Here is a 22,599-nt window from a genome sequence, read left to right as displayed (position 1 = left end):
CTCAATGCGGTTAGATGCTCCACCTGCTATTTTTTATAAGGCATGCGTTTCACCTCTTCGATGACAGGCACGTCCTTGTTCATCGCCTCATAGGCGGCCATGAGCCGTTTTACTTCGTCGGGATGCTGGGCTGCCACATCATGCTGCTCACCGGGGTCGTTTTGCAGATCAAAGAGCTGCATCTTCGTCGCGGCATCGCCGGTGTTGAGGCCGGGAAAGGCGTCGATGTTGTACTGCTCGTAAGGCGCGAGAATCGTCACTCCATCTGGCGCGCGTGGATCGAGCCACTTGCCATCTGCTTCGGCCTTCAGCTTGAGCTGGCCAGCAGGAAGCACGTGCAGCTTCCAGCGTGCATCGCGGATGTTGGCCAGCTTGGAGTTGAAGTGACCAAAGAGGTGCTCATGCGGTGATTTGGCAGCGCTGGTGAGCAGCGGCATGATGCTGCGGCCATCCAGCACACGGTCATCCGGCATCTTCGCACCCGTTACCTCCAGCACCGTGGCAAAGAGGTCCATCGTGATCGCCATTTGATCGCTCACCTGTCCGGCGGGAATCTTGCCGGGCCAGCGCGCGATCATCGGCACACGGTAACCGCCTTCCCACTGCGAGCCCTTCATGCCGCGCAGTCCTCCGGTGCTGCCGCCGAACCAAGCACCGTTGTCACTGCTGAAAAGCACGAGCGTGTTTTCATCCAATCCCAGCTCTTTCAGTTTCGCCAGCACCTGGCCCACTCTCCAGTCGAGCTCGGCCACGGCATCCCCATAAAGTCCTGCGCCGCTCTTTTTGTAGAACGCTTCGGAGGCCGCGAGCGGCTTGTGCGGCATCGCTTCCGCGAGGTAAAGGAAAAAGGGCCGGTCCTTGCTGCGCTCGATGAAGCCCAGTGCGCGATCCGTGTAGCGCCGCGTCAGCGTGGCCTGCACCACGGGGTATTCGATGACCTGCGTGTTTTCCAGCACCTGCACCGGCCGCATGTCATTCGAGTACGGGATGCCGTAATACTCATCGAATCCGCGCTCCGTGGGCAGGAATCCCGCCTTGTGACCGAGATGCCATTTACCCACCATGCCCGTGGCATAACCGGAGGACTTCAGGACCTGCGCCAGCGTGACCTCCTTCTCAGGCAGGTGCAGTGCATCCGCCACCGGTCCGCCATCCGGTGCGGGATTCGCCGTCATGCCGCAACGAAACGGATAACGTCCCGTCATCAGAGCAGCGCGGGTGGGTGCGCAAAACGGTGCCGGACAGTTGAACTGCGTGAGTCTGGCACCCTCCGCCGCCATGCGATCAAGATTCGGCGTTTTGATCTGCGGATGCCCATAGCAGCCGAGATCGCCATAGCCGAGATCATCCGCGAGGATGATGACCACATTCGGCTGCTTCGCGGCCAAGGACGAAATCAAAAAGACGAGGAGGGAAAGCAGAGTGATGAGAGGAGTCTTCATGTGTGTGGTTGGGCTGCGCCGTGTACTTCACGAAGCCAGGTCGGTACTCTTTCGCATCATGGCGATCATGTGCTCAAAGTTTCAATCCTCCCTTTTGCCACCCGTCGAGTCCGGATTGCGCGGCTCATCATGCTTTGGCAGCCACTGCTGCAGCTCGGCTTTGATCTTGGCGGACTCCGGCTTGGTGGCGAGGTTGCTGCGCTCCAGAGGATCAGCGGTGTGGTCATACAATTCCTCCGCACCGTCTGCATAGCGGATGTAGCGCCAGCGGTCGTTGCGCAGCGCGTGGCTTTTGAAGCCAGCGGTGGTGAGGGCGGGACGTTCCCAAGGTGCCGCAGGATTTTTGAGCAACGGCATGAGGCTCACTCCATCGAGTCCAGCCTTGGCGGGCAGTCCAGCCAGTTCCACCAGCGTGGGGTAGAGATCCAGCAGGCTGACCGGATGCGTGCAGGTCTGCTGCGCGGCAATTCCTGGCCCCGCGATGATCAAGGGTACATGGGCTGAGCCTTCCCGCAGGCTGCCCTTGGACCAGTTGTGCTTTTCGCCAAACTCATAGCCGTTGTCGCCACAAATCACGACGATGGTGTTCTCGCGGTTTGGGCCGTCGGTCAAACCCTTCAGAATGCGGCCCACACAATCGTCCGCATAGCGTGAGGATGCGAGATAGGCCGAGATCAGTTCCTTGCGCCGCTGAATCAGCTCAGCTTCTGCCTTATGCGTTTTTTCACGCACAGACTCCGGCAGTCCTGCGCTTTCATCGGGAGCCAGATCAGGCACGGTGATGCTTTCAGGTGGAAAAAGATCAAAGTACTCCTGCGGCACATGCCAGGGTGTGTGCGGCTTCACGATGCCGCAGGCCAGGAAGAAGGGCTCCTCATGCGGCTTCGTCAAAAACTCCGCCGCCCATCCAGCCAGCTTCCAGTCTTCCATATCCTCCTTGCTCTTGTAGAGCGGGCCCCACGCATGTTTGCCGATGGCATTCATGCCCTCGCCTTCCGGAGGCGCGGGGGCATGCTTCTTGGCCTTGCGGCCCAGCTCGATGCTCTCGGCCCAGATGCGCTTGCCAGCAGCAGCGGCGATGGCAGAGCTGAAGACCTTTCCTGCGCCCGCGAGGTGGTAGCCCTGATCGCGGAAGTACGTCGGCAGCGAGATCGAGCGCATCAGAAGATGATCTTTTGGCAAAGAGTCCTGGCTGTTGTCATAGATGCCTGTGGTGGAGGGTCGCAGGCCGGATAGAAAGGCCGTGCGCGAAGGATTGCACACCGGCGCAGCGCACTGTGCATTGGCAAAGTTCATCCCGCTCTTCGCAAAGCGGTTGAGCTGAGGCGTCACCGCCTGCGGTGCAATATCCGTGCGGCCCGCGAAACCGTTCTGATCATCAATCACGATCAGCAGCACGTTGGTCTTCGGCGCAGTGGCTGCCTGACCTGAAACAAGCGGTGCCATTAACAGGAAGAGGAGTGCGCGTGTTTTCATGAGCAGCCCCTCAAACGTTGGCGCGGCCAAGTCTTTCGTGAAATATTCGCCGGGCTTCCACCTCTCACGGTCATGAAGCCTGTCTTTTTTGCCCTCGCCCTCATGCTGCCTTCACTGTCCTGCACCGCCAGCACCCCCGCACAGCCCGAGGAGGCTGGAAAGGTGCGATGGAGCCGGATTCTGGAGACGGCGCTGGCCTCCAGCGCTCAGACAGGAAAACCGGTGTTCGCCCTGTTTCAGGAGATCCCCGGCTGCGCGGGCTGCAAGCAGTTCGGTCGCGATGTGATGTCGAACCCGCTGCTGGTCGAGGCCGTGGAGACCGAGTTCACCCCGCTGCTTATTCATAACAACAAAGGAGGACAGGACGCCGTGGTGATGCAGCGCTTTGGCGAACCAGCGTGGAACTACCAGGTGGTCCGCTTCCTCAATGCAAACGCGGAGGACATCATCCCCCGCAAAGATCAGGTATGGGACACAGGCGGAATCGCAGAACGCATGATCGCAACACTGACTGAGGTGAAACGCCCCGTGCCTGCCTACCTGACATTGCTGGCCGCCGAGCACTCGACACGGCTCAAGCAGGCCGTGTTTGCCATGTATTGCTTCTGGACCGGTGAGGTGGAGCTGGGCCAGATCGACGGCGTGATCACCACCGAGGCTGGTTTCATGGCCGGGCATGAGGTCACGCTGGTCAACTATGATCCGGCGGTCATTTCACTGCCCGAGTTGATCACCGCCGCGGAGAAGGTGGAATGTGCCAATGCCGTCTCAGTGCATGCGACGGATCTTCCCGCCGCGAAGACCACGCGGCTCAAGATCGGCACCATCTCCGGCTACCGCAAGGCACCCGTCAGCGATCAGAAAAAGCAGATCGGCGGCACCCCGGCGGAGAAGCTGACGCTTTCCCCAGCCCAGGCCACGAAGGTGAATGCATGGATCCGCACGGATCCGGCCAAGGCGCTGAGCTTCCTCACGAAGTCGCAGCGGGCGCAGCTCAAGTGACAAGCTCAAGACCGGGGCTTGACGATGAGGCTGTCGATCTGCGGTGCCTCATGCTCGCCTGAGTTTTCGTAGCCGGGCAGCTCCTTGCCGCCATGCCGCTCCTCCCGCACCTTCACATCAGGCCCGTAAGCCATGCGCAGGATCTTGAGGTTTTCGATCTTGTCCTCGGCCCGCACTCCCACCTGAGTGCGGTAGATCGCACAATCCTCCACCGTCACCCGCGCATCTCCGCGCCCGCCTGGTCCACGTGCGCGGATGGCCACCTCGTTGTCGTCAAACACGCAGTGGGAGATCACGGCATCAATGTGCTCCTTCAAATTGAGCGCGGCACGTGTCGAGATCTGGCTCGGCTGGTTCCATCCATGCATGTAGCACTGGCGGATGAGGAGCTTGCACCGCTCGCCATCGGGCGGGGTCTTGGAATCAAAGGCGTTCTCGCCAGGACTCTGTCCCGCTTTGAAGCCCGGCACGTCTTCAGCCAGCGGGCCTGCCCACAAGTTGCATTGTTCAATCGTCAAGCTGCCGCGTGACTGCCGATCGGGATCAAACTGAATGCAGTCGCCCGAGGTATGAGAGATGTCGCAGTTGCGGATGGTCACATCTCCCCAGCGGCCGGTGATGCCATGGGCATCGTTTTGATTCTCAAAGGTGCCGTTCAAGAGATGATGGATGCGGCAGTTCTCGATCACCACACGCGTGCCAAACACACCGACGCCATTGCCCGTGCCATTGAAGATCTCGCAGTTGCGCAGAGTGACATCGTCTGCGGTGATCTTCACAATGTTGCCGCCCTGACCCTGCGCATCGACACGGAAGTTTTCATATACCCCGGGCTTCGTGATCTCCAACCGATGGACGAGCTTCGCACCCTCCTGTGTGCCCACGGGGCCCGGAGCCCCTGCCAGTTCGGCGGCGTGAAGGGAAATGAGCACGCCGCACGCGGCCCAGCAGATGAGGAAGGTCTTTTGCATGACACCTTGAACGCTGCAGCAGCGCGTCTGTTACCAAGGAATCACCGCACGGTCCTTCACAAATTTTCCGCGCTGCGTGTGGGGCGCATCCAGTGCCAGCCATGTCAGTGTGTCCGCACCTTCATCGGGCGTGCGTGGTGCCTCGCTGCCGCCCATCTCCGTGCGGCACCAGCCGGGGCACATGCTGTTCACCATCACCTCAGGCAATGCGGCAGTGAGCTGCTGCGTGAGCATGTTGAGCGCGGTTTTGCTGATGCAATAGGCCGGTGCCCAGGACTGCGGCTCACCGTCCAGCTGCCCCGCACCACTGGAGACATTGATGATGCGCGGCGCACTGGATTTCGCGAGCAGCGGCGCGAACCCCTGACACACCCGCAGCGTGCCGACCACATTCGTGTTCAGCGTCTCCAGCAGCACCTCGGGCTTGAGTTCCAGCAGGCACTGATAGTGATCCAGCAGGATGGCAGAGTTGTTGGCCAGCACATCGAGCTGACCAAACTGGCCCTCGATTTGTTTCACCGCAGCTTCCACGCTTGTCTGATCCGTGATGTCCAGAGCGACGCCGCGGGCATCATCGCCCACCCGTGCAGCTGACTCAGCGGCGCGTGAGCCATCACGACTGGCGATGATGATCTGCGCGCCGCGTGCGGCCAGCTGCCTGGCAGCAGCGAATCCAATGCCACGCGTGGCTCCGGTGATGAGAATGACAGGCTTCATAGAGAGGTGAAGGGCACGAACCCTCAGGCCCGTTCCCAGCGGAACTTACGCTCCTCCTCGCGGATCGGTTGGTCGTTGATGCTGGCATAGCGCCTGGCCATGTAGCCATTTTCATCAAACTCCCAATTCTCATTGCCATGGCTGCGCCACCACTGCCCGGCGTCATCATGCCACTCGTATTCAAAGCGCACGGCGATGCGGTTCCCCGTGAAAGCCCAGAGCGTTTTCTTGAGGCGGTAGTCATGCTCCCTGGCCCACTTCTTTTTCAGAAAATCGACGACTTCGGCGCGGCCATTGAGAAAGACATCGCGGTTGCGCCATTCCGTGTCGGGTGTGTAGGCCAGTGAGACGCGCTCGGGATCGCGGCTGTTCCAGGCGTCTTCAGCGGCCTGGACTTTCTTGATGGCCGATTCTTCAGTGAATGGTGGCAGGGGTGGGCGTGGGTTCATGGTGTTTGCAGTTTGAGCTGGGATTCGAGTTCGGCAATGCGTGCCTTCAGCAGCGCCACGGCGTCTTGTACTTCCGCGGCGGTGAAGCGCGGTGTGATGAATTTGGGGCAGTTCCAATCGTAGGATAAAACGTCGATGACAAAGATGCGCTCCACCTTCGCCGCGTGACCTCCGGGCGGCGCGATCTTGGCGACCAGATCCGGATGCTCACGCGCATCCAGCACACGCGCATGGCCAAGGATCTTCAACCGCTCCCGCGCCGGGTAGTCCATGAGGAAGAGGCTCACGCGGTCATTCTTCGCCAGGCTGCCCACGCTGATCATCTGGCGGTTGCCGCCGTGATCGGCAAACATGAGTTCGTTCGGTCCGGTGACTCGCAGAAAGCCCTTCGCCCCGCCGCGATGCTGGAGATACGGCCAGCCATTCTCCGTGATGGTGGCCATGTAAAACGAGTCGCGCTCGGAGATAAATGCCGCCTCTGCGGCAGTGAACGCATCACGTTCAGGTGTGGAGTCAAAGGCGGGATAGGTCCGCCCATAGTAATGACGCTCCGCCTCGAACACGGCAGGCGTGAGCACGGTGTGCATGAATCGGTCGGCCATAATCGAGGTGGAGCGAGGGGTTGCTGATAATGAAGGCGTTCGCCGGTGATTTTAGAATACGAGCGTCTGCCAGCCTTCGGCGAGATATCGACGGATGCTTGCGAATCCTGGAGTGCCTGCCAGCGCAAAATCTTTGATCTCCGGCAGGCCGCAGGCTTCGACTTCCTTCGTCGCGCCAAACACGGTGGAACAGCCGCAGGAGGCGCCAGCGACGGAGGGGCGCACGGCATTGTAGAGACCGTGGGCCGGATGGGTAGGCTTTGAGAATTCGGCAGGCCAGCGTACGCCGGTGCCGGCGAACACGACACTGACTTCGTCGTTCTTTTCCTGGGCTTCCGCTGCAAGAGCAAGGGCATTGAAGGCGCGGCCAAGGGCTTCTTCGCCGTTTTTAGGATCCGAGGTGATGATGATTGCGAGTTTCATGATGAGGTATGTTTAGGTTGATGTGCTCTTGAGTGAGCAAGTGGATACTGCCGCGCTGGTGAGGCTGCGGGTAATGCCGGTTGGCAGTTGCCGTTATGCCAATTGTGCATAACCTCTGCGGCATGATGGACCGCATCCGAGCCCTGCTCACCGTGATCGAAGAAGGCAGCGTCAACCGCGCGGCAGTGCGGTTGCGCATCACGCAGCCCGCGCTGAGCCGTCAGATGCAAGCTTTGGAAAATGAACTCGGCGGCAAGCTGCTGGAGCGCGAAACCAGTGGCGTGAAGCCTACGGGTCTTGGCCATGCCCTGGTGAAATCCATGAGCCCGCTTGTCGCCAGCTATGATGCAGCATTGGCCGAGCTGCGCCGGCAGGCGCGTGGAGAGCGCTCCGAGCTGCGCGTGGGCTATCTGCTTTCCGCAGCGCAGAGCATGCTCACTCCCGCTCTGGCAAAGCTGCGCAAGTCACACCCGGAAGTGAAGCTGAAACTCCACGACATGTCCCCGCGCGAGCAGCTCGACGGCTTGTGCGCTGGCGAGCTTGACCTCGCCCTCATCGGCCAGGAGGGCGCGGCGGCCGCACGGGAGTTTCACAGCGCCAAACTCCGCTCACTGCATGTCTGTGTGGCTGTGGCGGATGATGATCCCATCGCGGCACGGAAAAGCATCGCGCTGAAGGATCTGAAGGGCCGCGACTTCATCGGCGTGGATGAAGATCAGGTGCCCGGGCGCAATCGCTGGGTGGCGGCGCTATGCAAAGAGTCCGGATTCAAGCCGCGCTTCGCCGTCGTCGTGGACGGCATTACCAATGTGCTCTCCCAGGTCGTCTCGGAATCCGCCGTGACACTGCTGCCCGGCTATTTTGAAAAACTGCAGCATCCCGGCGTGACCTTCGTGCCGGTCAGCGATGAGAAAGCCCGCTGGGACTTCATCGTCCTCTGGCAGAAAGGCCGCGCCTCCACCGCCACACGCGCGCTGGTCGATGCACTGAAACAAGTCGCGGCGGAAATAAAATGAGGAAGCTCCTGCGGAGCTTCCTCAAAGAGAATCAGGGGCGGTTACTTTTTCGTGCTCATCATCCGGCCTGCCACCTTTTCGGTGTAGAAACGGTGCATCTTCTCGGAGATGAACTCCAGGTGATCCTCGACGGCGAAGTGCCCTGCCTCCAGCCTGTGCATTTCAGCATTCGGCAAGTCCTTCAGGTAGGCCTCTCCTCCTTCAGGAGTGAAGAAGATGTCCGCCTGTCCCCAGAAGATGAGGGTCTTCGGCTGGTTCTTGCGCAGAAACTCCTGCCACACAGGGTAGAGTTCCACGTTTTTACGGTAGTCGTAGAACAGGTCCAGGTTCAAACGGGCGGCGTTCGGCCTCTGCATGAAGGCAAAGTCAGACTCCCAGTTGTCAGGGCTGATGAGCGCCGGATTTTTCGCCCCCTGCACATACATGCCCTTGATGGCGTCATGGGTGAAAAAGCCCGTCAGCGGCTTCTCCGTTTCCGCCGTGCGGTTTTTCCAGAGCGCGCCACGAAGGCCGTCCCACGCCGCCGTGAAACCGGACTCATAGGCGTTCGAGTTCTGGACGATCAGCCAGTCGAGGGCCGCAGGATTGCGCACCGCAATTCTGAATCCCACCGGACCGCCGTAGTCCTGCATGAACAGCCCGTAATGCTCGAAGCCTTTGAGCTTGAGAAAGTGCTCCACAGTGTCGGAGATGCCGTCAAAGGTGTAGCTGTAGGTCGCCGGGTCAGGCATGTCGCTGAGGCCAAAGCCGGGATAGTCCGGAGCGATCACGTGGAAGGCGTCCGAGAGTGAGCGGATCAGGTCACGGTACTGGTGTGATCCCGAAGGGAATCCGTGCAGCAGCACCAGCTTCGGGTTGGCCGGATTGCCCGCCTCACGAAAGGCGATGTTCAATCCGTCCACCTTGAGACTCCCGAAGGTGATGGGATGCGGCTCGGCGCTCAGCATCGGCCTGCCGGGTTTGGCGGCGCCGGCCAAGCCTCCCGTGGCGGCCATCATCGCGAGCGCTGCGAGAGTTTGTCGTCTGGTTTTCATGTTCGTATCTTTTTTTGTTTTGGGGTTTGTTGGGTTTGCTCACGACGCCTGAGGCGTGGTGAAAAATGCGTCCTTCGCCTAGGCCTCACCGCCAAAGCTGACGTGGTCGTCCAGGTCGAGGTAGTCGAAGGTGCCGCGCAGGTCTTCGCGTGCGGGATTGAGGCGTTTGATCTGCTCGGTGAACCACTCGCGCATTGCGACGTCATTGAAGGCCACCGTTTCGGTCCAGTCGGACCACTGGCTGATCTCCAGCACGGTGCGCTTGTGCGTCGCGTGCTCGTTGACCCACAGCAGCAGGTCCCAGTCTCCAGCTCCGGTTTTCACCTGCGCCAGCAGCGCTTCTGGCTCAATGCCGGTGAAACTGAAAAAGCGCCGGTCGTTCGGGCTGTCATAGACGTATTCGCCATGAGTGCCGGCCAGTAAGGCCCGCGCTTTGTCGAGCAGGCGTGGGAGGACGGTGTAACCGCCGAGGCGGACGCGGGGGCTGCGGGGAGGACGTTGGGTGAGGTTGAGTGCTTTCATCACCACCATCATCCACGCAGCCGCCGCTGTCGGGTAATGCCGCTTCGTCGTGATGGATATGCCGAATCAGCATAGCCCATTTCTCCAGCTGAGACGTGGCCTCAGCGCAGTGCCAGCCCATGCTGCTGCCAGAACGACTGCAGCGCTCCATGCGAGCCGTTGAAGACATTGCGCTCCACCGGGCGGTCGAGATTGCCAAAGTAGAGGCTGTTGCGGTGCATGCCGTGATTGTACACTTTCGGCTGCGAGCGGCCGTGCGCCCAATCCACGCCGCCATATTGCCACAGCGTCCAGTTTGACCACACTTGGTACTGATGGACCAGCCCATGCGGACTTCCCGGCGCGGGATAAACCGGCCCTGCACCGCTGTCATGCGCATACAGCGCCACCCAGTAGGGCATGCGACGCAGTTTAGCTTTCGTGGCGGGATCAGCGCTGCTGAGGAGCTGCTTCAAATGCGTGCTGTTTTCCAGATAGGCCACCGGCACCACGCCCGTGCGGGACTCCACCCGGTCCATGAACCGCAGGATGTCCGACAGCCGCGAGTTTGCATCAAAGTCCGCGCACAGCAGCAGCGCGGGCGCATTCCACGCACGCCCACGCGCCAGCGAATGCGCCCGTGCGCTGAATTGATCCGCCTGCGCCACGGCATCCACATGATTTTGCAGACGATAATAAACCCCCGGCAGCATCCCGGCGCGATCCGCCGCAGCGAGGAAGTTCCCGCACTTCTCGTCCAGATTCCCGCCCTTGCCCGCCCGCGCGATCAAGCCGCTGGCCCCATTGGCCCGCAGCGCCGACACATCGTGCTCCGAGTAGCCCTGGCCTGCGCGCTGCTTCTCCTTCGGATCATAAGCCGAAACATTGATGATCTGCGGCATGCCCCAGGAAGACGGCGGCAGACTGCCCGGCGTGCCACCGGACTGCGGAGTGGTACAACTGGCAAGGGCAAGAAAAAGCGGCAGTAGAAGGTGTTTCATGGGGATGTAATCGGCTGTGGCATCAGTCATGGACTCTTGAAGCTTTGGCAAGGAGCCTCATGCCATTCCAGAGGGGCTGGCAGTGAGAAACCGGCAAACTCGATGTGCAGCACCCGGCGCCGCCTTGGGCTGGAAGAGCGAGAGGATGCATGCAGCAGCAACGGCCGCATCAGCAGCACGTCTCCGGCTTTGGCTTCACAAAGAACCTCTTCATGAGTTACACGACGGCTTTGGATCGCTTCTGCGCTCAGCCGGCCTAGTCGATGCGTGCCAGAAAGAACTCGCAAAGCACCGTTGCTCGAATTCGTGTCATCCAGGTGCAGGCGCACGGTGAGCATCTGCTCCAGCAGCTGCATCGGTGGCTGCACATGCGGCACGCCTTCCTTCACGCTCCAGGGTCCAAATCCAGGGACCTCGGCTTGTTCTTTGAGCGCCAGCGTCAGGTCCTGATGCCAGGCCACCAGCCAGTTCGTTTCCGGACGTTTGTCAAAATAGATGCCCCGCACTGGAATGGGACTGAGAGGAAGATGCGGGCGTACCAATTCAGCCAGTGATGATTCTGCAAGCTCAGCTACCAGTGGATTGCTTAGCATGCCACGACTGCCTGCTCCGTTTGCATCGCCCAGCAGGGATGCCAATGCATGACATGCAGAAGCATCGAGCACGTTCGGCACGATGGCGAATCCACGTGTGTCCAGATTGGAGGCGATGTTCATTCAACCGATGTCTTGCTTGTTCCTTGCCCATTTGCAAGCCAGCCATGGCTTTGAGAAAAACTTCAAAACTCCGTCCGCGTCACCTTGCCGCCTTCATTGGAACGCAGCTCGATCCAATCAATCTCCACTGGCTGCTCCTGCATGGGCAGATAAAGACGCACGATGCCCAGCGGACCCGTGGCGGGGATTTGAACAGTGATCTCTTGCCAGTCGCCACTCATCAGGGTGAAGGGAACGCGCTGGGCCTTGCCGCCTCCGGGCACCCAGTCGAAATGCGATGTGCCGGGCTTGGCCTTGATGCGGAAGGTGGCGGTGCTGGGGCCGCTGTGCTTGCCGGCACCGAAGCCGAAGAAACATTCAAAGCCAATGTTCGTCACACGCACGATGCCGTCCTTCACCGCCGCTTTGCAGTCGCGGGCCTTCCAGCCTTGCAGGGCGGGATCGCTGTCATCTTTGGCCGGTGCTTTCGCCCTGGCCTTCGGCTGCTGTTTGCCCTCAAGTTCAGGGTGGTATTGCTTGGGATCAAAAGCCGGATTCACCACCGGCACCACGGCATGCGTTTCCTTGAGGAAGGTTTCAATCAGCGCGTCCAGCTCAGTCACGAGTTCCGGCTTCTGCGTGGCGAGATTGTTCTTCTCGCCAAGATCGTCCTTCAAATTAAACAGCAGATGCCGATGCGCCCCGTTCTCACCGCCGTGAAAGATGCGGATGAGCTTCCAGTCATCGCGATGCACGGACACCGCAGGTGGCAGCCAGTCTGGCACGGTGCCATAGTGCGGAAAGTACTGGAAGACCGCCTTGCCCGGCAGTTCGCCTCCTTTCAGCGCAGGCAGGATGCTGCTGCCGTCAAAATGCTGCTCAGGTGCTGACTTGAGCGCCAGACCTTCGAGCAGCGTGGGGTAATAATCCTCACTCTGCACCAGTGCATCGTTGCGTGCCCCTGCCTGGGTGATGCCAGGCCACACGACAATGCCCGGCACACGCGTGCCGCCTTCAAACAGGCAGGCCTTGCCACCGCGCAGCGGCGCGTTGCTGGTGGGCGTGGTGTCATCCACCTTGTCATACATGTTGCCGCCATTGTCAGCGGTGAAGATGATGATGGTGTTGTCCGCAATTTTGAGCCGGTCCAACGTGTCCAGCAACGTGCCGACGGCGTCGTCCATGCTCTCCACCATCGCCGCATACGTCGGGCTGTGCTGTGGGTCAGCGGGATTCACGCGGCTGCGGTACTTCTCCATGAGCGCCTTCTTCGCATCAAACGGCGCGTGCACGCTAAACATCCAGTAGTTCAGGTAAAACGGCCCACCCTTGTGCTGCTCCATGAATTTCACCGCATCCTTCGCCATGCGGTCTTCGATGTGCTGTTCCGGCACGTCGGGGTCCGCATCAAAGTCCGCAAACTTCCATGGCGCGATGTAGCTGCCCGCCGGACCCGGGCCCGGATGATGAGGCACATCGACATCAAAACCCTGCTGCAAAGGGGAGAAAGGTTCCGGTCCAAGGTGCCATTTGCCAAAATGTCCCGTGGCATAGCCAGCCTCGTGCAGCGTCTCCGCCAGGGTGCGATATTCAGTCTTCAATCGCGTCGGCGGCGTGGGTTGAATCGCCTTTTGATTTGGAGCCGCTTTTTGGGGAAGGCTCGCCTCCAGCACCGCCTGCGGCATGTGGCAGTTGGGCACGGTGATGCCCGTGCGTGCCGGACTCAGTCCGGTGAGAAGCGCCGAACGCGTGGGCGAGCACAGCGGACTCGCCGAATACGCCCGCGTGAAGGTCATGCCACGCTTCGCCAGACGTTCGACATTCGGTGTCTGGTAAAACTTCGTCGTGCCATACAGCGTCGTGTCACTCCAGCCGAGGTCATCGGCCAGGATGATGATCACATTCGGCTTGTCCAACGCACCAAAGAGCGCCGGACAAAGAGACAGGAAGCAGAGTAAAAAATTTCTCATCTTGAAGCGGGTTGGAGATCAATCGTGCGAAACTCAGAAGGACCAGCCGGCATGTGCACGCGCACATGTATGACACGGCCTTTGCCGGGGATCTGAAGTTCGCGCGTTTGCCATTCCTCGCTCGCTTTCACTTCAAATTGGGCGCGGTTCTCCGGCAGGAAGTCTTTATCTCCATCCATGCGCCATGCGACGGCCCCTTGGCCTGAAGCAGCCGTTTTGAAGGTGATTTTGGCCGTGACGGGACCGGCGAGTTTGAGCTGGCTGCGGGTGATAAAAGTTCCCTTGCCGCCTTTGTCCGGCGTGAGCACGAGCACTCCCTCTTTTTCGATCAGGCTGCCACCACGGGCCTGCCAGCCACGAGTGGCGCTGGTGTTGGGTTCGGCCTCGGGTTTCGGCGCGGGTTTGCCTTCCAGGTAGAAATCGAAGTAGTCATTCCAAACGGGCGCCATCGGGCCGAGGGCGAGTCCTGGCGGATTGAGTTCCGCACACCAGGCTGTGAGCTTCGCGCGGAGACGTGCGGCGATGTCTGGACGCTGCGAGGCGAGGTTGTGCTTCTCCTCCAGATCGGTGGCGAGATCGTACAGATACTCGCGCTCACCGCCCCGCAGGAGTTTCCAGTTTCCCTCGCGGATGGCGCTCTGAGCCATCCAGCGCCACATCAGCGCTTCATGCGGTGCTGTGGTGATCTCGCCTTTGAGATAAGGAAGAAGGTTCACGCCATCAAGATCGCCAGGTTTCACGGCAATGTCTGCCATAGCAGCAGCCGTGGCGGCGACATCCAGCGCGCTCACGGGGTGCTCATAGGTCTGACCACCGGGAATGGTGCCAGGCCACGCGATGAGAAACGGCACATGCATGCCGCCCTCCGCTAGCATGCCTTTTTCTCCATTGAGCGGTGTGTTCAGACTGCCATCCCAGCCACCGGCATCACCTTCCAGCGGTGAGTCGGTCTTGTGAATCTTGAGAGGTGCGCCGTTGTCGCCGATGAAGAAGATCAGCGTTTTTTCGGAGAGGCCGTTTTTCTTCAGCGTGCTCGTGACGAGCCCCACTCCATCATCCACCGCGGCCAGCATGCCCAGCGCGGCGCGGCGGCGCTCAGGCATCTCGCCGGGGAAGCGGTCTTTGTACGACTGCGGCGCATCCAGCGGCGTGTGAGGGGCGCGAAAGGCGATGTAGAGAAAGAAGGGCTGCTCCTTGTAGCGCTCGATGATCGCCGCCGCGGCCTTCGCACAGCCATCGACATGGTAAAGCGACGGCGGCAGGTCACTCATCGGCCTGTCCTTGCCATCCAGCGTGATGTTGGCGGAGAACCTCTGCTGCCCGTGCTGCGAATACACATGCTTGAAACCATGCTTTGTGATCTCGCTCTGCGGGCCGAGGTGCCACTTGCCAAACTGCGCCGTGGTGTAGCCTGCGTTCTGCAGTCGCGTGGCGATGGTGGTCTCCTTGTTGAAGCCGTCCAGCGCGGAACCGTTGTTGTCGAGATTGAAGCGCCCCTGAAACTTCCCCGTCATCAATCCGCCGCGCGAAGGCACACACTGCGGCGCGGTGCTGTAACCGTTTTTAGCGATGACGCCGCTGCGGGCCAGCGCATCCAGATGCGGCGTTTTTACGTCCTTTTCAACACCACGAATGCCGAGATCAGCAAAGCCGTGATCATCGGTGTAAATGACGATGATGTTGGGTTTCGACTCGGCATGAGAAGTGACTGCGAGACTGCCGAAACTCCAAAGACAGATGAGCAGGTGCTTCATGGGCGTTTTTTCTTCGGCTGTTCAATCAAGGCGGTGGCCTCGTGGCCCACCTGGCCGGGGATCACGGCGTCTTTGAGAAACTCGGCCAGGCGCGCACGCATGGTGGCAGTGCGTTCAGGCTCCTTGGCAGCAAGGTTTTCCTTTTCGCCAATGTCTGTTGCGAGGTTGTAGAGAGCAAGAGTTTCACCGGACTCAGCTGCCTTGGACTTGCCCTTCTTACCTTTGCCTTTCCCTTTGGCACTACCTGCGGGGGTTTCTTCGCTGTCGGCATCGCTGCCGTTCATGACGAGCTTCCAGTCGCCCATGCGCAGTGCAGCCACAGTGGGAGACTGCACGCAGAGGATGGCATCGTGCGGAGAGGGGGCACCTTGCGTGAGCATGGGCCACACATCCTTGCCATCCAATGCAGTCTTTTGCTCCAGCGATCCACCAGCGAGCTTCACGAGGGTGGGATACCAATCCACGGTGTGCATGGGTTCCTTGAGACGTTTGCCTGCGGGGATGTGACCGGGCCAGTTGGCAAAGGCGCAGCCGCGCACGCCGCCTTCGTAAATGCTGCCTTTGAAGGCGCGCAGGGGTGTGTTGCTGCCGGGAGGCGGGCCGCCGTTGTCGGTGGAGAAGATGATGAGCGTGTTCTCACGCTGGCCGGTGGTTTCCAATGCGGCGACGATCTTGCCGATGGCCTCGTCCACGGCGGCGAGCATGCCTGCGAGTTTTTGCCGGGCACCTTTCAGCTCGCCATAGGGCTTGAGGTACTCATCCGGAACTTCATGCGGTGAGTGCACTCCGTTGAACGGTACGTAGAGAAAGAGGGGTTTTGTTTTGTCCTTCTCCGAGATGATGCGGCAGGCTTCGCGAGAGAGAAGGTGAGTGGTGTAGCCCTCCTCCTTGATTTGTTTGCCATCGCGGTACCAGTCGAGATCCTGGCCACGCATATGGGTAAAGTAGCCCAGCATGCCGAAGTAGTGGCCGTAATGATGATCGAAGCCGCGTGCCGTGGGCAGGTAGGCGGGCTCGAATTCGCCGAGGTGCCATTTGCCGGTGATGGCGGTGGCGTAACCGGTATCGTGGAGCGCGTTGGCCAGCGTGCGCTCGGTGAGCGGCAGACCCCAGGTGGCATGCGGGCGTACGATGGTGTAAACGCCTGTGTGTGTGGCGTAGCGGCCGGTCATCAGCGCGGCGCGCGTGGGCGAGCAGACGGGCTGCACATAGAGCGACTCCAGCACGGTGCCGCCCGCCGCGAGCTTGTCGATGTTCGGCGTGTGGATGTCTTGGCCGCCATTGAAGCCGCAGTCGGCATAGCCGAGATCGTCGATGAGCAGGAAGACGATGTTGGGCTGTTTCCCGGCAGCGAAGGACGATGCCAATAGGAGCAACGACGAAAAGAGGAGTGTGATGATTTTCATGGGAGGAGAATAAAAATGCGCAGTCATTTGGACTTCTTCTTTTTACCAGCGCCGGGATCGACCATTGTGACGGGCTCGCCGATCAGCAGCGGCTTGCCAAAGACGGTCTGCTTGTCGCCCTGCCGCTGCATCCAGTCATCCACGTCGGCGCGCATTTCCTTGAGGCGTTCTGCCTGGGCGGGGTCGTCCGCAATGTTGTGCAGCTCATTCGGATCACTCTTCAAATCAAAGAGTTCTTCTGCGGGGCGCACGGAATAGCGTTTCAAGACAGCCGTTGCCGCAGGATTGCTTTCGGCCGCAGTGAGCCAGCTCTGCCAGTAGTTGAACCCGCTGGTCACGTTGCTGGAACGCGAGATGTGAGTGTGATGCTGAAACTCGGGATGCAGATTGCGGATGTACTTCCAGTCACGCGTGCGCACGCTGCGGATGGGATAGACGTTGAAGTCTCCATCGCCGCTGTGCGTGGTGAAGATCTTTTCCCGGTGCGTCGTGGCTTTCCCCAGAAGAACGGCGGCAAAGGATTTGCCATCGATGCCCTCCGGCACGGTGCCGCCGCCGAGTTCGATGAAGGTGGGCAGCAGGTCCGGCCAGGAAATCATGGCATCATTGGTCGAGGCGGGCTGCAAATGGCCGGACCATGCCGCGATGAAGGGGATGCGGATGCCGGCATCGTAGAGGTTCCATTTGGCGAAGGGCCACTGCGCGCCGTGGTCGGCGGTGTAAATGAAGAGAGTGTCTCCCGGCACCTTGTCCTTGGCCAGCGCGCGAAGTTCTCCGAGCAGGGTGTCTGAGCGTGTGATGTCCGAGCAGTAGCGTGCGCGCTGTTCGCGGGTGGCTGCTGTGTCCACATGCGTGGGTGGCAGCTTCAACTGGGAAGCATCGTAGCCTGCATTCTCCCCCCATGGCACATGCGGATGATGGGTGCCGAAGAAGAGGCAGAGCGGTTTCGATGCATCGCGGTTGGCCAGGAATTTGCCGACTTCCACGGTGTCGATGTCGCCCTGCTGCTGGCCGCCCAGAACATCGAAGCCGTGATCCTTGCCGTAGTTTCCATGGGCCACCTTGCCAAAGGCCGCCAACTCATAGCCCAGCGCGTGAAGTACGGGCGGCAGTGAGCGCACACCAGGATTCTTCGCCTTGTGATTCGGCTCCGCGCCATTGCGTGCCGGCCACAGGCCGGTGCAGAGGGTGGTGCGGCTAGGTCCGCAGGCTGGCGAGGCAACGAAAGCGTGGGTAAACTTCATGCCCTCCGCCGCGAGTTTGGCCATGTTCGGCGTGCGGATGTCCGCGGACCCGTAGGGCTCGGAGTCCAGCATGCTGTGATCATCCGAGATGAAGACAACGATGTTTGGCTTTTCAGCGCCCAAAAGCGGCAGGCTCAGGAAAGCCGCAGCGAACAATGTCAGGGTCTGGTTGGACATGAGCCGGTAACGAACGATTTTGAGGCAACATCTCAACAAATGCGCATCAGGGTGCCGCCTGCTTTTTCTTCTTCGCCTTTTTTGGTGCTACGGTTTCTTGCTTCGCGTTTGGATCAAAGTTCGGATTGGGCGTCGGCATCAGTGCGCCAACTTCTTTGCGCCATGCGATGAGCTTCTCATGCAGTTCTTTCACCCTGTCAGGCTGTGCAGAGGCCAAATTGTTCTTTTCGCCGATGTCCTGCGGAATGTTGTAAAGCTCCAGCGCGCCGTCCTCATGCCACTCGATGAGTTTCCAGTCGCCATCGCGGATGGTGGTGCATGGTGGGCCGCCTTGATTGGCATAGTGCGGATAGTGCCAGAAGAGCGGCTTCCCACGAGCGGTGGACTCGCCTTTCAGCAAGGGTAGGAAGCTTACGCCATCGAGGTGCTGCTCGGGTTTCAACGGCTGGCCGGCGAGCTGCAGCAGGGTGGGATAAAAATCCGTGCTGATGACGGGTGAATCGCACGTTGTGTCCGGCTTGGTCACGCCGGGAGCCACGACGATCATCGGCTCGCGCACACCGCCTTCGTAGGGCCAGCCTTTGCCGGCACGCAGCGGCAGATTTGAGGTGGGATGTCCTTCGGCAGTGGCAAGGCCGCCATTGTCAGACATGAAGACGACGATTGTTTTCTCTGTGAGTCCGTTCTTCTCCAGAGTGGTGAGCACGCGGCCAATGGCCGTGTCAAACTGCTCCAGCATCGCGGCGTAGACCAGATTGTTCTGCACGAGGCGCACCTGGTTCGTCCGCTCCTGGCCCCAGGCATCGGCGGGCGCTTGCTTCGCCTTTTCCTGCCACTTCGCCACGAGGTCGGCGCGTGCGCCGATGGGCACATGCGGTGCGTTGTAGGGCAGGTAGGCGTAGAAGGGCTTGTCTTTGTTGGCCTCGATGAACTTCACAGCCGCGTCGGTGATGCTGTCGGTGTTCTTCGGATCGTCCTGCTTTTTGCCCTTGCCACCCTTCGGCCCGGTGCTTTCGCTTTCGTCGTGAGTGAAGCCTTGGTCACGCGGCATGAAGCCCGCGCCGCCCAGGTGCCACTTGCCTGCAAAGAACGTCTCATAACCCGCATCGCGCAGAGATTCCGCAATGGTGACCTCCGCCAGCGGCAGCTGACCTGCATTCGGCGCTGGCAGCAGTTTGCCCGCACGACCTCCAGGAATGAAATTGGTGATGCCAAAGCGCGGCGGATACTTCCCGGTCATCAGACTGCCACGCGTGGGAGAGCACACGCAGCAGGCTGCATAGCCCTGCGTGAACTTCATCCCGCGCTTCGCCAGCCCGTCGATGTTCGGCGTTTCATAAAACGTCTTCGGGTTGAATGCGCCGATGTCCATCTGACCAAGATCATCGGCCAGGATGAAGACGATGTTGGGTTTTGTCTCCGCGAAGAGGGACGTTACAAAGGTGAGCGCAAGCAGGGCGAGAAGCGGGGCTTTCATGGTTTGGAGAGATGTGAAAGGAACGAGAATGATCTTCAAGGCAGAGACGGTAGAATCATGGTGTTGTCCTGGGTGTCTGCGTGCCATTGTTTCAGGGCGGCATAGAGACGTTCGAGGTGCTGGCGCTGCGTGGGATCTGGAGCCAGGTTGTGGAGTTCGTCGGGATCGCTTTGGAGATCGTAGAGCTCGATCAGCGGGGGTATTCCACCCAGGGCGTGCGGGTCCATTTCCTGCAGGATGCGAAAGGCTTCGGGAAACTGGGCTTTGACGCGCACGGTCTCTCCATAGATGCGGTTGATCCAGGGTTTCATGTCACGCAGGTCGGCATTGATGACCTTGGGCTCATCGAGATGGCTGCGGACGATGAGCTGATGCGTGGCGTCGATCACACTGCGCTCTTCCATGCCGCGCTGCTGGTTCAAGGAGCGGCCGGAGACCTCACTGAAGATGAAGTCATGCCCTTTGGCGTCTGGCTTGCTTTCAAGCAGGGGTCTGAGGCTGATGCCGTGGAGGGGTGACTCGTACGGAATGCCAAGCAGATCCAGCAGAGTGGGCAAGAGGTCGAGCTCACTGACCAATGAATCGCTCACGAGCGGTTTGCCTCCGGGAAGGCGAATGACGAGCGGAATGTGCAGGCCCAGATGAAACGGTGTCATCTTGCCATGCTGGTAGGCCGGGCCGTGATCTCCCATGAAGATCACGAGGGTGTTTGCTTCCTGACCGGACTCCCGCAGAGCGGTCATGACCTCGCCGACGATCTGGTCGTTGTGCTGCACGCCGTCGAGATACTCGGCCCAGTCACGGCGTGAGACGGGTGTGTCCGGCAGATGCGCGGGCAGTTTCACCATTGCGGGGTCGATGGTGATGGGCTGCTTCTCGCTGTTCACAAAGGGCCGATGCGTATAGGTGGTGCTGTTGTGCAGCAGGAACCACGGCCTGCCTGCGGACCGTTTGATGACTGCGGTGAGGGCTTGCTTGGAGCCAGCCTTCGGGATGAAGTCATTGTAGGGAAAGCGTTCATTCGGAGCGATGTGGAGCTTTCCGCACACTGCGGTGTGATAGCCCTGCGCAGCAAGCACCTCGACCATCGTCTTGCCCTGGGAACGGATGCGGGTATGCAGGTAGGGTGGAGCTTTTTTCTCTGCCTCTGTGAGTTTGTCGGCGGGCTTGAGGTAGTTGTTGGTGTTGTTGACCAAGCCGTTCGTGTGCGAGTGCAGGCCGGTCATGATGCAGGCCTTTGATGCTGAACAGACGGGGTATCCCACATAGGCCCGGCGAAACAACGCACCGCTGGCCGCCAGCGCATCCATGTGGGGTGTCTTCACATCGGTCGTGCCCAAAGCGCCCATGTGCGCGCCTTGATCCTCGGTGAGGATGAAAAGGATGTTCGGACGCTGCTCCGCCGCGAATGACGAGAGCACACTGAAGAATGACAAAACAAGAATGGCCGGGACGCGATGCATGGTGGGTTGTGCGCGTGTAACGAAGGGCTCTGTCAGGACATCTCAGCAAATAGTGTGTCGGATTCAGCATGCAGGCTTGTCATTCAAATGGAGGCATTTTAGTTTTTCGCGCCATGACCTCGAAATCGACCGCCGGTTCCTCGACTGCAGCCGCCACCAAGCAGTCCGCTGAATATGCCATCTACAAACCCAACGGTCGCGGCACCGGCGGAGTGATTCGTTTCGAGTTCAATCGCAGCAAAGGGGCCGTGTTTGTGGATGCGGCGTCGCAGAGCGGGGAGAAGCAGTTCGACTGGGAGCAAAAGATCACCATGAAATGGGGGCTTTCGGACCTTGGCGCTGTGCTGGCGACGCTGCAGGGGCGGCAGGAACAGGCGAAGCTTTTCCATCAGTCTGAGAAGGCCAACAGCGCCTTTGAGCTGACCTTTCGCGATGATCCGCAGAAGGCACCGTATTTCATGAGCATGTCACGTCAGGACGCGTCTTCGAAGAGCGTGAAGAAGGTCACGATTCCCGTCACGCATGCCGAGGCGGTGATTCTCGAAACCGCGTTGCGGGCGGCGATCACGCGGCTGATCGGGTGGTGAGGTTTTAGAGGGCTTCCATCATCACCGTCAGCGAGTTGTAGCCGAGCGTGCGGTCGAACTTGGCTTCATGTTCGACACGTTCTTTGGCTTCGAGAATGGTGATGCTCTTCACACGTTCGCAGCACAGACGCAGCAGCGTGCGCAGGATGAGGCGTGCGTGCGGAGCGCCGAGGCAGAGATGGGTGCCGAAGCCGAAGGAGAGATGCGGGTTGGGCTTGCGATCAAGGCGGACTTCTTCCGGTGCCGGGAAGGCGGTGGAGTCAAAATTGGCGGAGGCCCAGGCGAGGGAGATGCGGTCGCCGGCTTTGACGGTGGTGCCATTAACATCCGTGTCTGCGGGACAGACACGGCCGATGTGCGTGAGCGGCATGAAGACGCGGAAGAACTCCTCGCTGGCGAGGGTGATGCGCTTGGGGTCTGCGCGCAGATACCCGAGGGCTTCGGGATGTTCGGCGAGATAACCCAGGGCGCAGGAAATCGTGTGGATGATGGTGTCACGCCCGCCGGCGAAGGCGAGATTGGCGAAGCCCATCATCTCCTCACGCGTGAGCTTGCGGCCGCGATACTCCGCCTGCGTGAGAGCGCTGAAGAAGTCTGCGCCGGGATTCGCCTCGGCGCGGTCGAACTGCGCGTGGAGGTAATCCTCCAGCACGTTGCCCTTTTTAAACTCACCGCCGGTGACTTTGAAGACATGGATGCCCCAGCCGATCCAAGTTTCGCCTTCGGATGCGGGTACGTTGAGCAGATGGGTCAGGGCGCGTGACTGGATGGGCAGCGCGAAATCGTTGACGATCTCGATCGAGTCGCGATTCATTGCCTGCGTGAGCATGCCGTCCATCAGCGCCTCCACCTGCGCGATCATCGCGGGATCTTTGGAGCGCTGGAAAAACGGCTCCACGATGGCGCGGTAGTCGGTGTGCTCCGGCGGATTGGTCTCGATGGGCAGCTGGCGCATGGTACGCACGGCCTCCTCCGAAGGGATTGGCACACGGAAGGGCGCATCCGAGCTGAAGGTCTGCCAGTCTTTGGCGGCCTTGCGCACGTCCTCATGGCGCAGGATCATGGTGATGTCTTCGCCATGAAAGGGGCACTTTAGCACGCCGGTGGCGTTGCGGACTTCGCGGAAGGGATCGGAGAAAGCGGGCATAGGAGGATGAATCAAACGCTGAACGCGGGCTGCTTTCAGTGCAAC

At 60.2% G+C, this 22,599-nt stretch carries 21 protein-coding genes; 3 read left to right on the top strand and 18 right to left on the bottom strand.

Features of this window, described 5'->3' with window-relative positions:
• Positions 1-26: 26 nt before the first annotated feature.
• Together AC3RLQ_RS21230 and AC3RLQ_RS21225 are read right to left on the bottom strand one after the other, a co-directional pair.
• Positions 27-1,442, bottom strand: a complete 1,416-nt coding sequence (locus AC3RLQ_RS21230) for a sulfatase family protein (protein WP_493030634.1) — start codon at positions 1,440-1,442, stop codon at positions 27-29.
• Between the two features lie 81 nt (positions 1,443-1,523).
• A complete protein-coding gene (locus AC3RLQ_RS21225) occupies positions 1,524-2,918 on the bottom strand; it encodes a sulfatase (protein WP_493030633.1) in 1,395 nt (464 codons plus the stop codon).
• A gap of 72 nt (positions 2,919-2,990) precedes the next feature.
• On the opposite strand from AC3RLQ_RS21225, the gene AC3RLQ_RS21220 reads away from it, so the two are divergent.
• Entirely contained in the window at positions 2,991-3,920 is a 930-nt protein-coding gene (locus AC3RLQ_RS21220) for a VPGUxxT family thioredoxin-like (seleno)protein, type 2 (protein WP_493030632.1), read from the top strand.
• A gap of 5 nt (positions 3,921-3,925) precedes the next feature.
• Here the strand turns inward: AC3RLQ_RS21220 and AC3RLQ_RS21215 are convergent, their stop codons facing one another.
• The 5 genes from AC3RLQ_RS21215 to AC3RLQ_RS21195 are packed head-to-tail and all read right to left on the bottom strand — an operon-like array spanning position 3,926 to position 7,082.
• Positions 3,926-4,891 carry a right-handed parallel beta-helix repeat-containing protein gene (locus AC3RLQ_RS21215; RefSeq protein ID WP_493030631.1) on the bottom strand — a complete coding sequence of 322 codons (966 nt, stop codon included), beginning with the start codon at positions 4,889-4,891 and terminating at the stop codon, positions 3,926-3,928.
• A gap of 30 nt (positions 4,892-4,921) precedes the next feature.
• On the bottom strand, positions 4,922-5,608 hold the full coding sequence (locus tag AC3RLQ_RS21210) for an SDR family NAD(P)-dependent oxidoreductase (RefSeq protein ID WP_493030630.1): 687 nt from the start codon (positions 5,606-5,608) through the stop codon (positions 4,922-4,924).
• A gap of 23 nt (positions 5,609-5,631) precedes the next feature.
• The gene (locus AC3RLQ_RS21205) at positions 5,632-6,057 is read right to left on the bottom strand and encodes a nuclear transport factor 2 family protein (RefSeq protein ID WP_493030629.1); all 426 of its coding nucleotides are present in this window, start codon (positions 6,055-6,057) and stop codon (positions 5,632-5,634) included.
• Positions 6,054-6,659: a pyridoxamine 5'-phosphate oxidase family protein gene (locus AC3RLQ_RS21200; RefSeq protein ID WP_493030628.1), complete on the bottom strand. Its 606-nt coding sequence runs from the start codon at positions 6,657-6,659 to the stop codon at positions 6,054-6,056. The genes AC3RLQ_RS21205 and AC3RLQ_RS21200 overlap by 4 nt, the downstream gene beginning before the upstream one ends.
• Before the next feature lie 51 nt (positions 6,660-6,710).
• The gene (locus AC3RLQ_RS21195) at positions 6,711-7,082 is read right to left on the bottom strand and encodes a DsrE family protein (protein ID WP_493030627.1); all 372 of its coding nucleotides are present in this window, start codon (positions 7,080-7,082) and stop codon (positions 6,711-6,713) included.
• A 122-nt stretch (positions 7,083-7,204) separates the two neighbouring features.
• On the opposite strand from AC3RLQ_RS21195, the gene AC3RLQ_RS21190 reads away from it, so the two are divergent.
• Positions 7,205-8,098, top strand: a complete 894-nt coding sequence (locus AC3RLQ_RS21190; protein WP_493030626.1) for a LysR family transcriptional regulator — start codon at positions 7,205-7,207, stop codon at positions 8,096-8,098.
• 41 nt (positions 8,099-8,139) lie between these two features.
• Here AC3RLQ_RS21190 and AC3RLQ_RS21185 read toward each other — a convergent pair whose 3' ends face one another.
• The 10 genes from AC3RLQ_RS21185 to AC3RLQ_RS21140 form a co-directional block, all read right to left on the bottom strand.
• Positions 8,140-9,132: an alpha/beta fold hydrolase gene (locus AC3RLQ_RS21185; protein WP_493030624.1), complete on the bottom strand. Its 993-nt coding sequence runs from the start codon at positions 9,130-9,132 to the stop codon at positions 8,140-8,142.
• A gap of 78 nt (positions 9,133-9,210) precedes the next feature.
• Positions 9,211-9,654, bottom strand: a complete 444-nt coding sequence (locus AC3RLQ_RS21180) for a DUF5069 domain-containing protein (RefSeq protein ID WP_493030623.1) — start codon at positions 9,652-9,654, stop codon at positions 9,211-9,213.
• A gap of 101 nt (positions 9,655-9,755) precedes the next feature.
• Positions 9,756-10,634 (bottom strand): GH25 family lysozyme, encoded by an 879-nt coding sequence (locus tag AC3RLQ_RS21175; protein WP_493030622.1) that lies wholly within the window; start codon positions 10,632-10,634, stop codon positions 9,756-9,758.
• A gap of 26 nt (positions 10,635-10,660) precedes the next feature.
• The gene (locus tag AC3RLQ_RS21170) at positions 10,661-11,350 is read right to left on the bottom strand and encodes a phytanoyl-CoA dioxygenase family protein (RefSeq protein WP_493030621.1); all 690 of its coding nucleotides are present in this window, start codon (positions 11,348-11,350) and stop codon (positions 10,661-10,663) included.
• 62 nt (positions 11,351-11,412) lie between these two features.
• A complete protein-coding gene (locus AC3RLQ_RS21165) occupies positions 11,413-13,299 on the bottom strand; it encodes a sulfatase (RefSeq protein WP_493030620.1) in 1,887 nt (628 codons plus the stop codon).
• Positions 13,296-15,053 carry a sulfatase family protein gene (locus tag AC3RLQ_RS21160; protein ID WP_493030619.1) on the bottom strand — a complete coding sequence of 586 codons (1,758 nt, stop codon included), beginning with the start codon at positions 15,051-15,053 and terminating at the stop codon, positions 13,296-13,298. Before AC3RLQ_RS21160 ends, AC3RLQ_RS21165 begins: the two co-directional genes overlap by 4 nt.
• Positions 15,050-16,459, bottom strand: a complete 1,410-nt coding sequence (locus AC3RLQ_RS21155) for an arylsulfatase B (RefSeq protein WP_493030618.1) — start codon at positions 16,457-16,459, stop codon at positions 15,050-15,052. The genes AC3RLQ_RS21160 and AC3RLQ_RS21155 overlap by 4 nt, the downstream gene beginning before the upstream one ends.
• Before the next feature lie 23 nt (positions 16,460-16,482).
• A complete protein-coding gene (locus tag AC3RLQ_RS21150; RefSeq protein WP_493030617.1) occupies positions 16,483-17,880 on the bottom strand; it encodes a sulfatase family protein in 1,398 nt (465 codons plus the stop codon).
• 46 nt (positions 17,881-17,926) lie between these two features.
• On the bottom strand, positions 17,927-19,357 hold the full coding sequence (locus tag AC3RLQ_RS21145; RefSeq protein ID WP_493030615.1) for a sulfatase: 1,431 nt from the start codon (positions 19,355-19,357) through the stop codon (positions 17,927-17,929).
• A gap of 35 nt (positions 19,358-19,392) precedes the next feature.
• Positions 19,393-20,820, bottom strand: coding sequence for a sulfatase-like hydrolase/transferase (locus tag AC3RLQ_RS21140; RefSeq protein WP_493030614.1), 1,428 nt, complete (start codon positions 20,818-20,820; stop codon positions 19,393-19,395).
• 113 nt (positions 20,821-20,933) lie between these two features.
• On the opposite strand from AC3RLQ_RS21140, the gene AC3RLQ_RS21135 reads away from it, so the two are divergent.
• Entirely contained in the window at positions 20,934-21,407 is a 474-nt protein-coding gene (locus tag AC3RLQ_RS21135; protein ID WP_422320026.1) for a hypothetical protein, read from the top strand.
• A gap of 4 nt (positions 21,408-21,411) precedes the next feature.
• Here AC3RLQ_RS21135 and AC3RLQ_RS21130 read toward each other — a convergent pair whose 3' ends face one another.
• Complete coding sequence (locus tag AC3RLQ_RS21130; RefSeq protein WP_493030612.1) at positions 21,412-22,554, bottom strand: cytochrome P450; 1,143 nt, start codon at positions 22,552-22,554, stop codon at positions 21,412-21,414.
• Positions 22,555-22,599 lie beyond the last annotated feature (45 nt).

It is taken from the genome of Prosthecobacter sp. GW821-HT29F12 (assembly GCF_058803405.1).
This window is presented reverse-complemented; position numbering and strand designations above follow the sequence as displayed.

Coding starts and splice junctions, on each gene's coding strand:
- AC3RLQ_RS21230 (WP_493030634.1), bottom strand. CDS start 1,442: ATGAAGACTCCTCTCATCACTCTGCTTTCCCTCCTCGTCTTTTTGATT.
- AC3RLQ_RS21225 (WP_493030633.1), bottom strand. CDS start 2,918: ATGAAAACACGCGCACTCCTCTTCCTGTTAATGGCACCGCTTGTTTCA.
- AC3RLQ_RS21220 (WP_493030632.1), top strand. CDS start 2,991: ATGAAGCCTGTCTTTTTTGCCCTCGCCCTCATGCTGCCTTCACTGTCC.
- AC3RLQ_RS21215 (WP_493030631.1), bottom strand. CDS start 4,891: ATGCAAAAGACCTTCCTCATCTGCTGGGCCGCGTGCGGCGTGCTCATT.
- AC3RLQ_RS21210 (WP_493030630.1), bottom strand. CDS start 5,608: ATGAAGCCTGTCATTCTCATCACCGGAGCCACGCGTGGCATTGGATTC.
- AC3RLQ_RS21205 (WP_493030629.1), bottom strand. CDS start 6,057: ATGAACCCACGCCCACCCCTGCCACCATTCACTGAAGAATCGGCCATC.
- AC3RLQ_RS21200 (WP_493030628.1), bottom strand. CDS start 6,659: ATGGCCGACCGATTCATGCACACCGTGCTCACGCCTGCCGTGTTCGAG.
- AC3RLQ_RS21195 (WP_493030627.1), bottom strand. CDS start 7,082: ATGAAACTCGCAATCATCATCACCTCGGATCCTAAAAACGGCGAAGAA.
- AC3RLQ_RS21190 (WP_493030626.1), top strand. CDS start 7,205: ATGATGGACCGCATCCGAGCCCTGCTCACCGTGATCGAAGAAGGCAGC.
- AC3RLQ_RS21185 (WP_493030624.1), bottom strand. CDS start 9,132: ATGAAAACCAGACGACAAACTCTCGCAGCGCTCGCGATGATGGCCGCC.
- AC3RLQ_RS21180 (WP_493030623.1), bottom strand. CDS start 9,654: ATGAAAGCACTCAACCTCACCCAACGTCCTCCCCGCAGCCCCCGCGTC.
- AC3RLQ_RS21175 (WP_493030622.1), bottom strand. CDS start 10,634: ATGAAACACCTTCTACTGCCGCTTTTTCTTGCCCTTGCCAGTTGTACC.
- AC3RLQ_RS21170 (WP_493030621.1), bottom strand. CDS start 11,350: ATGAACATCGCCTCCAATCTGGACACACGTGGATTCGCCATCGTGCCG.
- AC3RLQ_RS21165 (WP_493030620.1), bottom strand. CDS start 13,299: ATGAGAAATTTTTTACTCTGCTTCCTGTCTCTTTGTCCGGCGCTCTTT.
- AC3RLQ_RS21160 (WP_493030619.1), bottom strand. CDS start 15,053: ATGAAGCACCTGCTCATCTGTCTTTGGAGTTTCGGCAGTCTCGCAGTC.
- AC3RLQ_RS21155 (WP_493030618.1), bottom strand. CDS start 16,459: ATGAAAATCATCACACTCCTCTTTTCGTCGTTGCTCCTATTGGCATCG.
- AC3RLQ_RS21150 (WP_493030617.1), bottom strand. CDS start 17,880: ATGTCCAACCAGACCCTGACATTGTTCGCTGCGGCTTTCCTGAGCCTG.
- AC3RLQ_RS21145 (WP_493030615.1), bottom strand. CDS start 19,357: ATGAAAGCCCCGCTTCTCGCCCTGCTTGCGCTCACCTTTGTAACGTCC.
- AC3RLQ_RS21140 (WP_493030614.1), bottom strand. CDS start 20,820: ATGCATCGCGTCCCGGCCATTCTTGTTTTGTCATTCTTCAGTGTGCTC.
- AC3RLQ_RS21135 (WP_422320026.1), top strand. CDS start 20,934: ATGACCTCGAAATCGACCGCCGGTTCCTCGACTGCAGCCGCCACCAAG.
- AC3RLQ_RS21130 (WP_493030612.1), bottom strand. CDS start 22,554: ATGCCCGCTTTCTCCGATCCCTTCCGCGAAGTCCGCAACGCCACCGGC.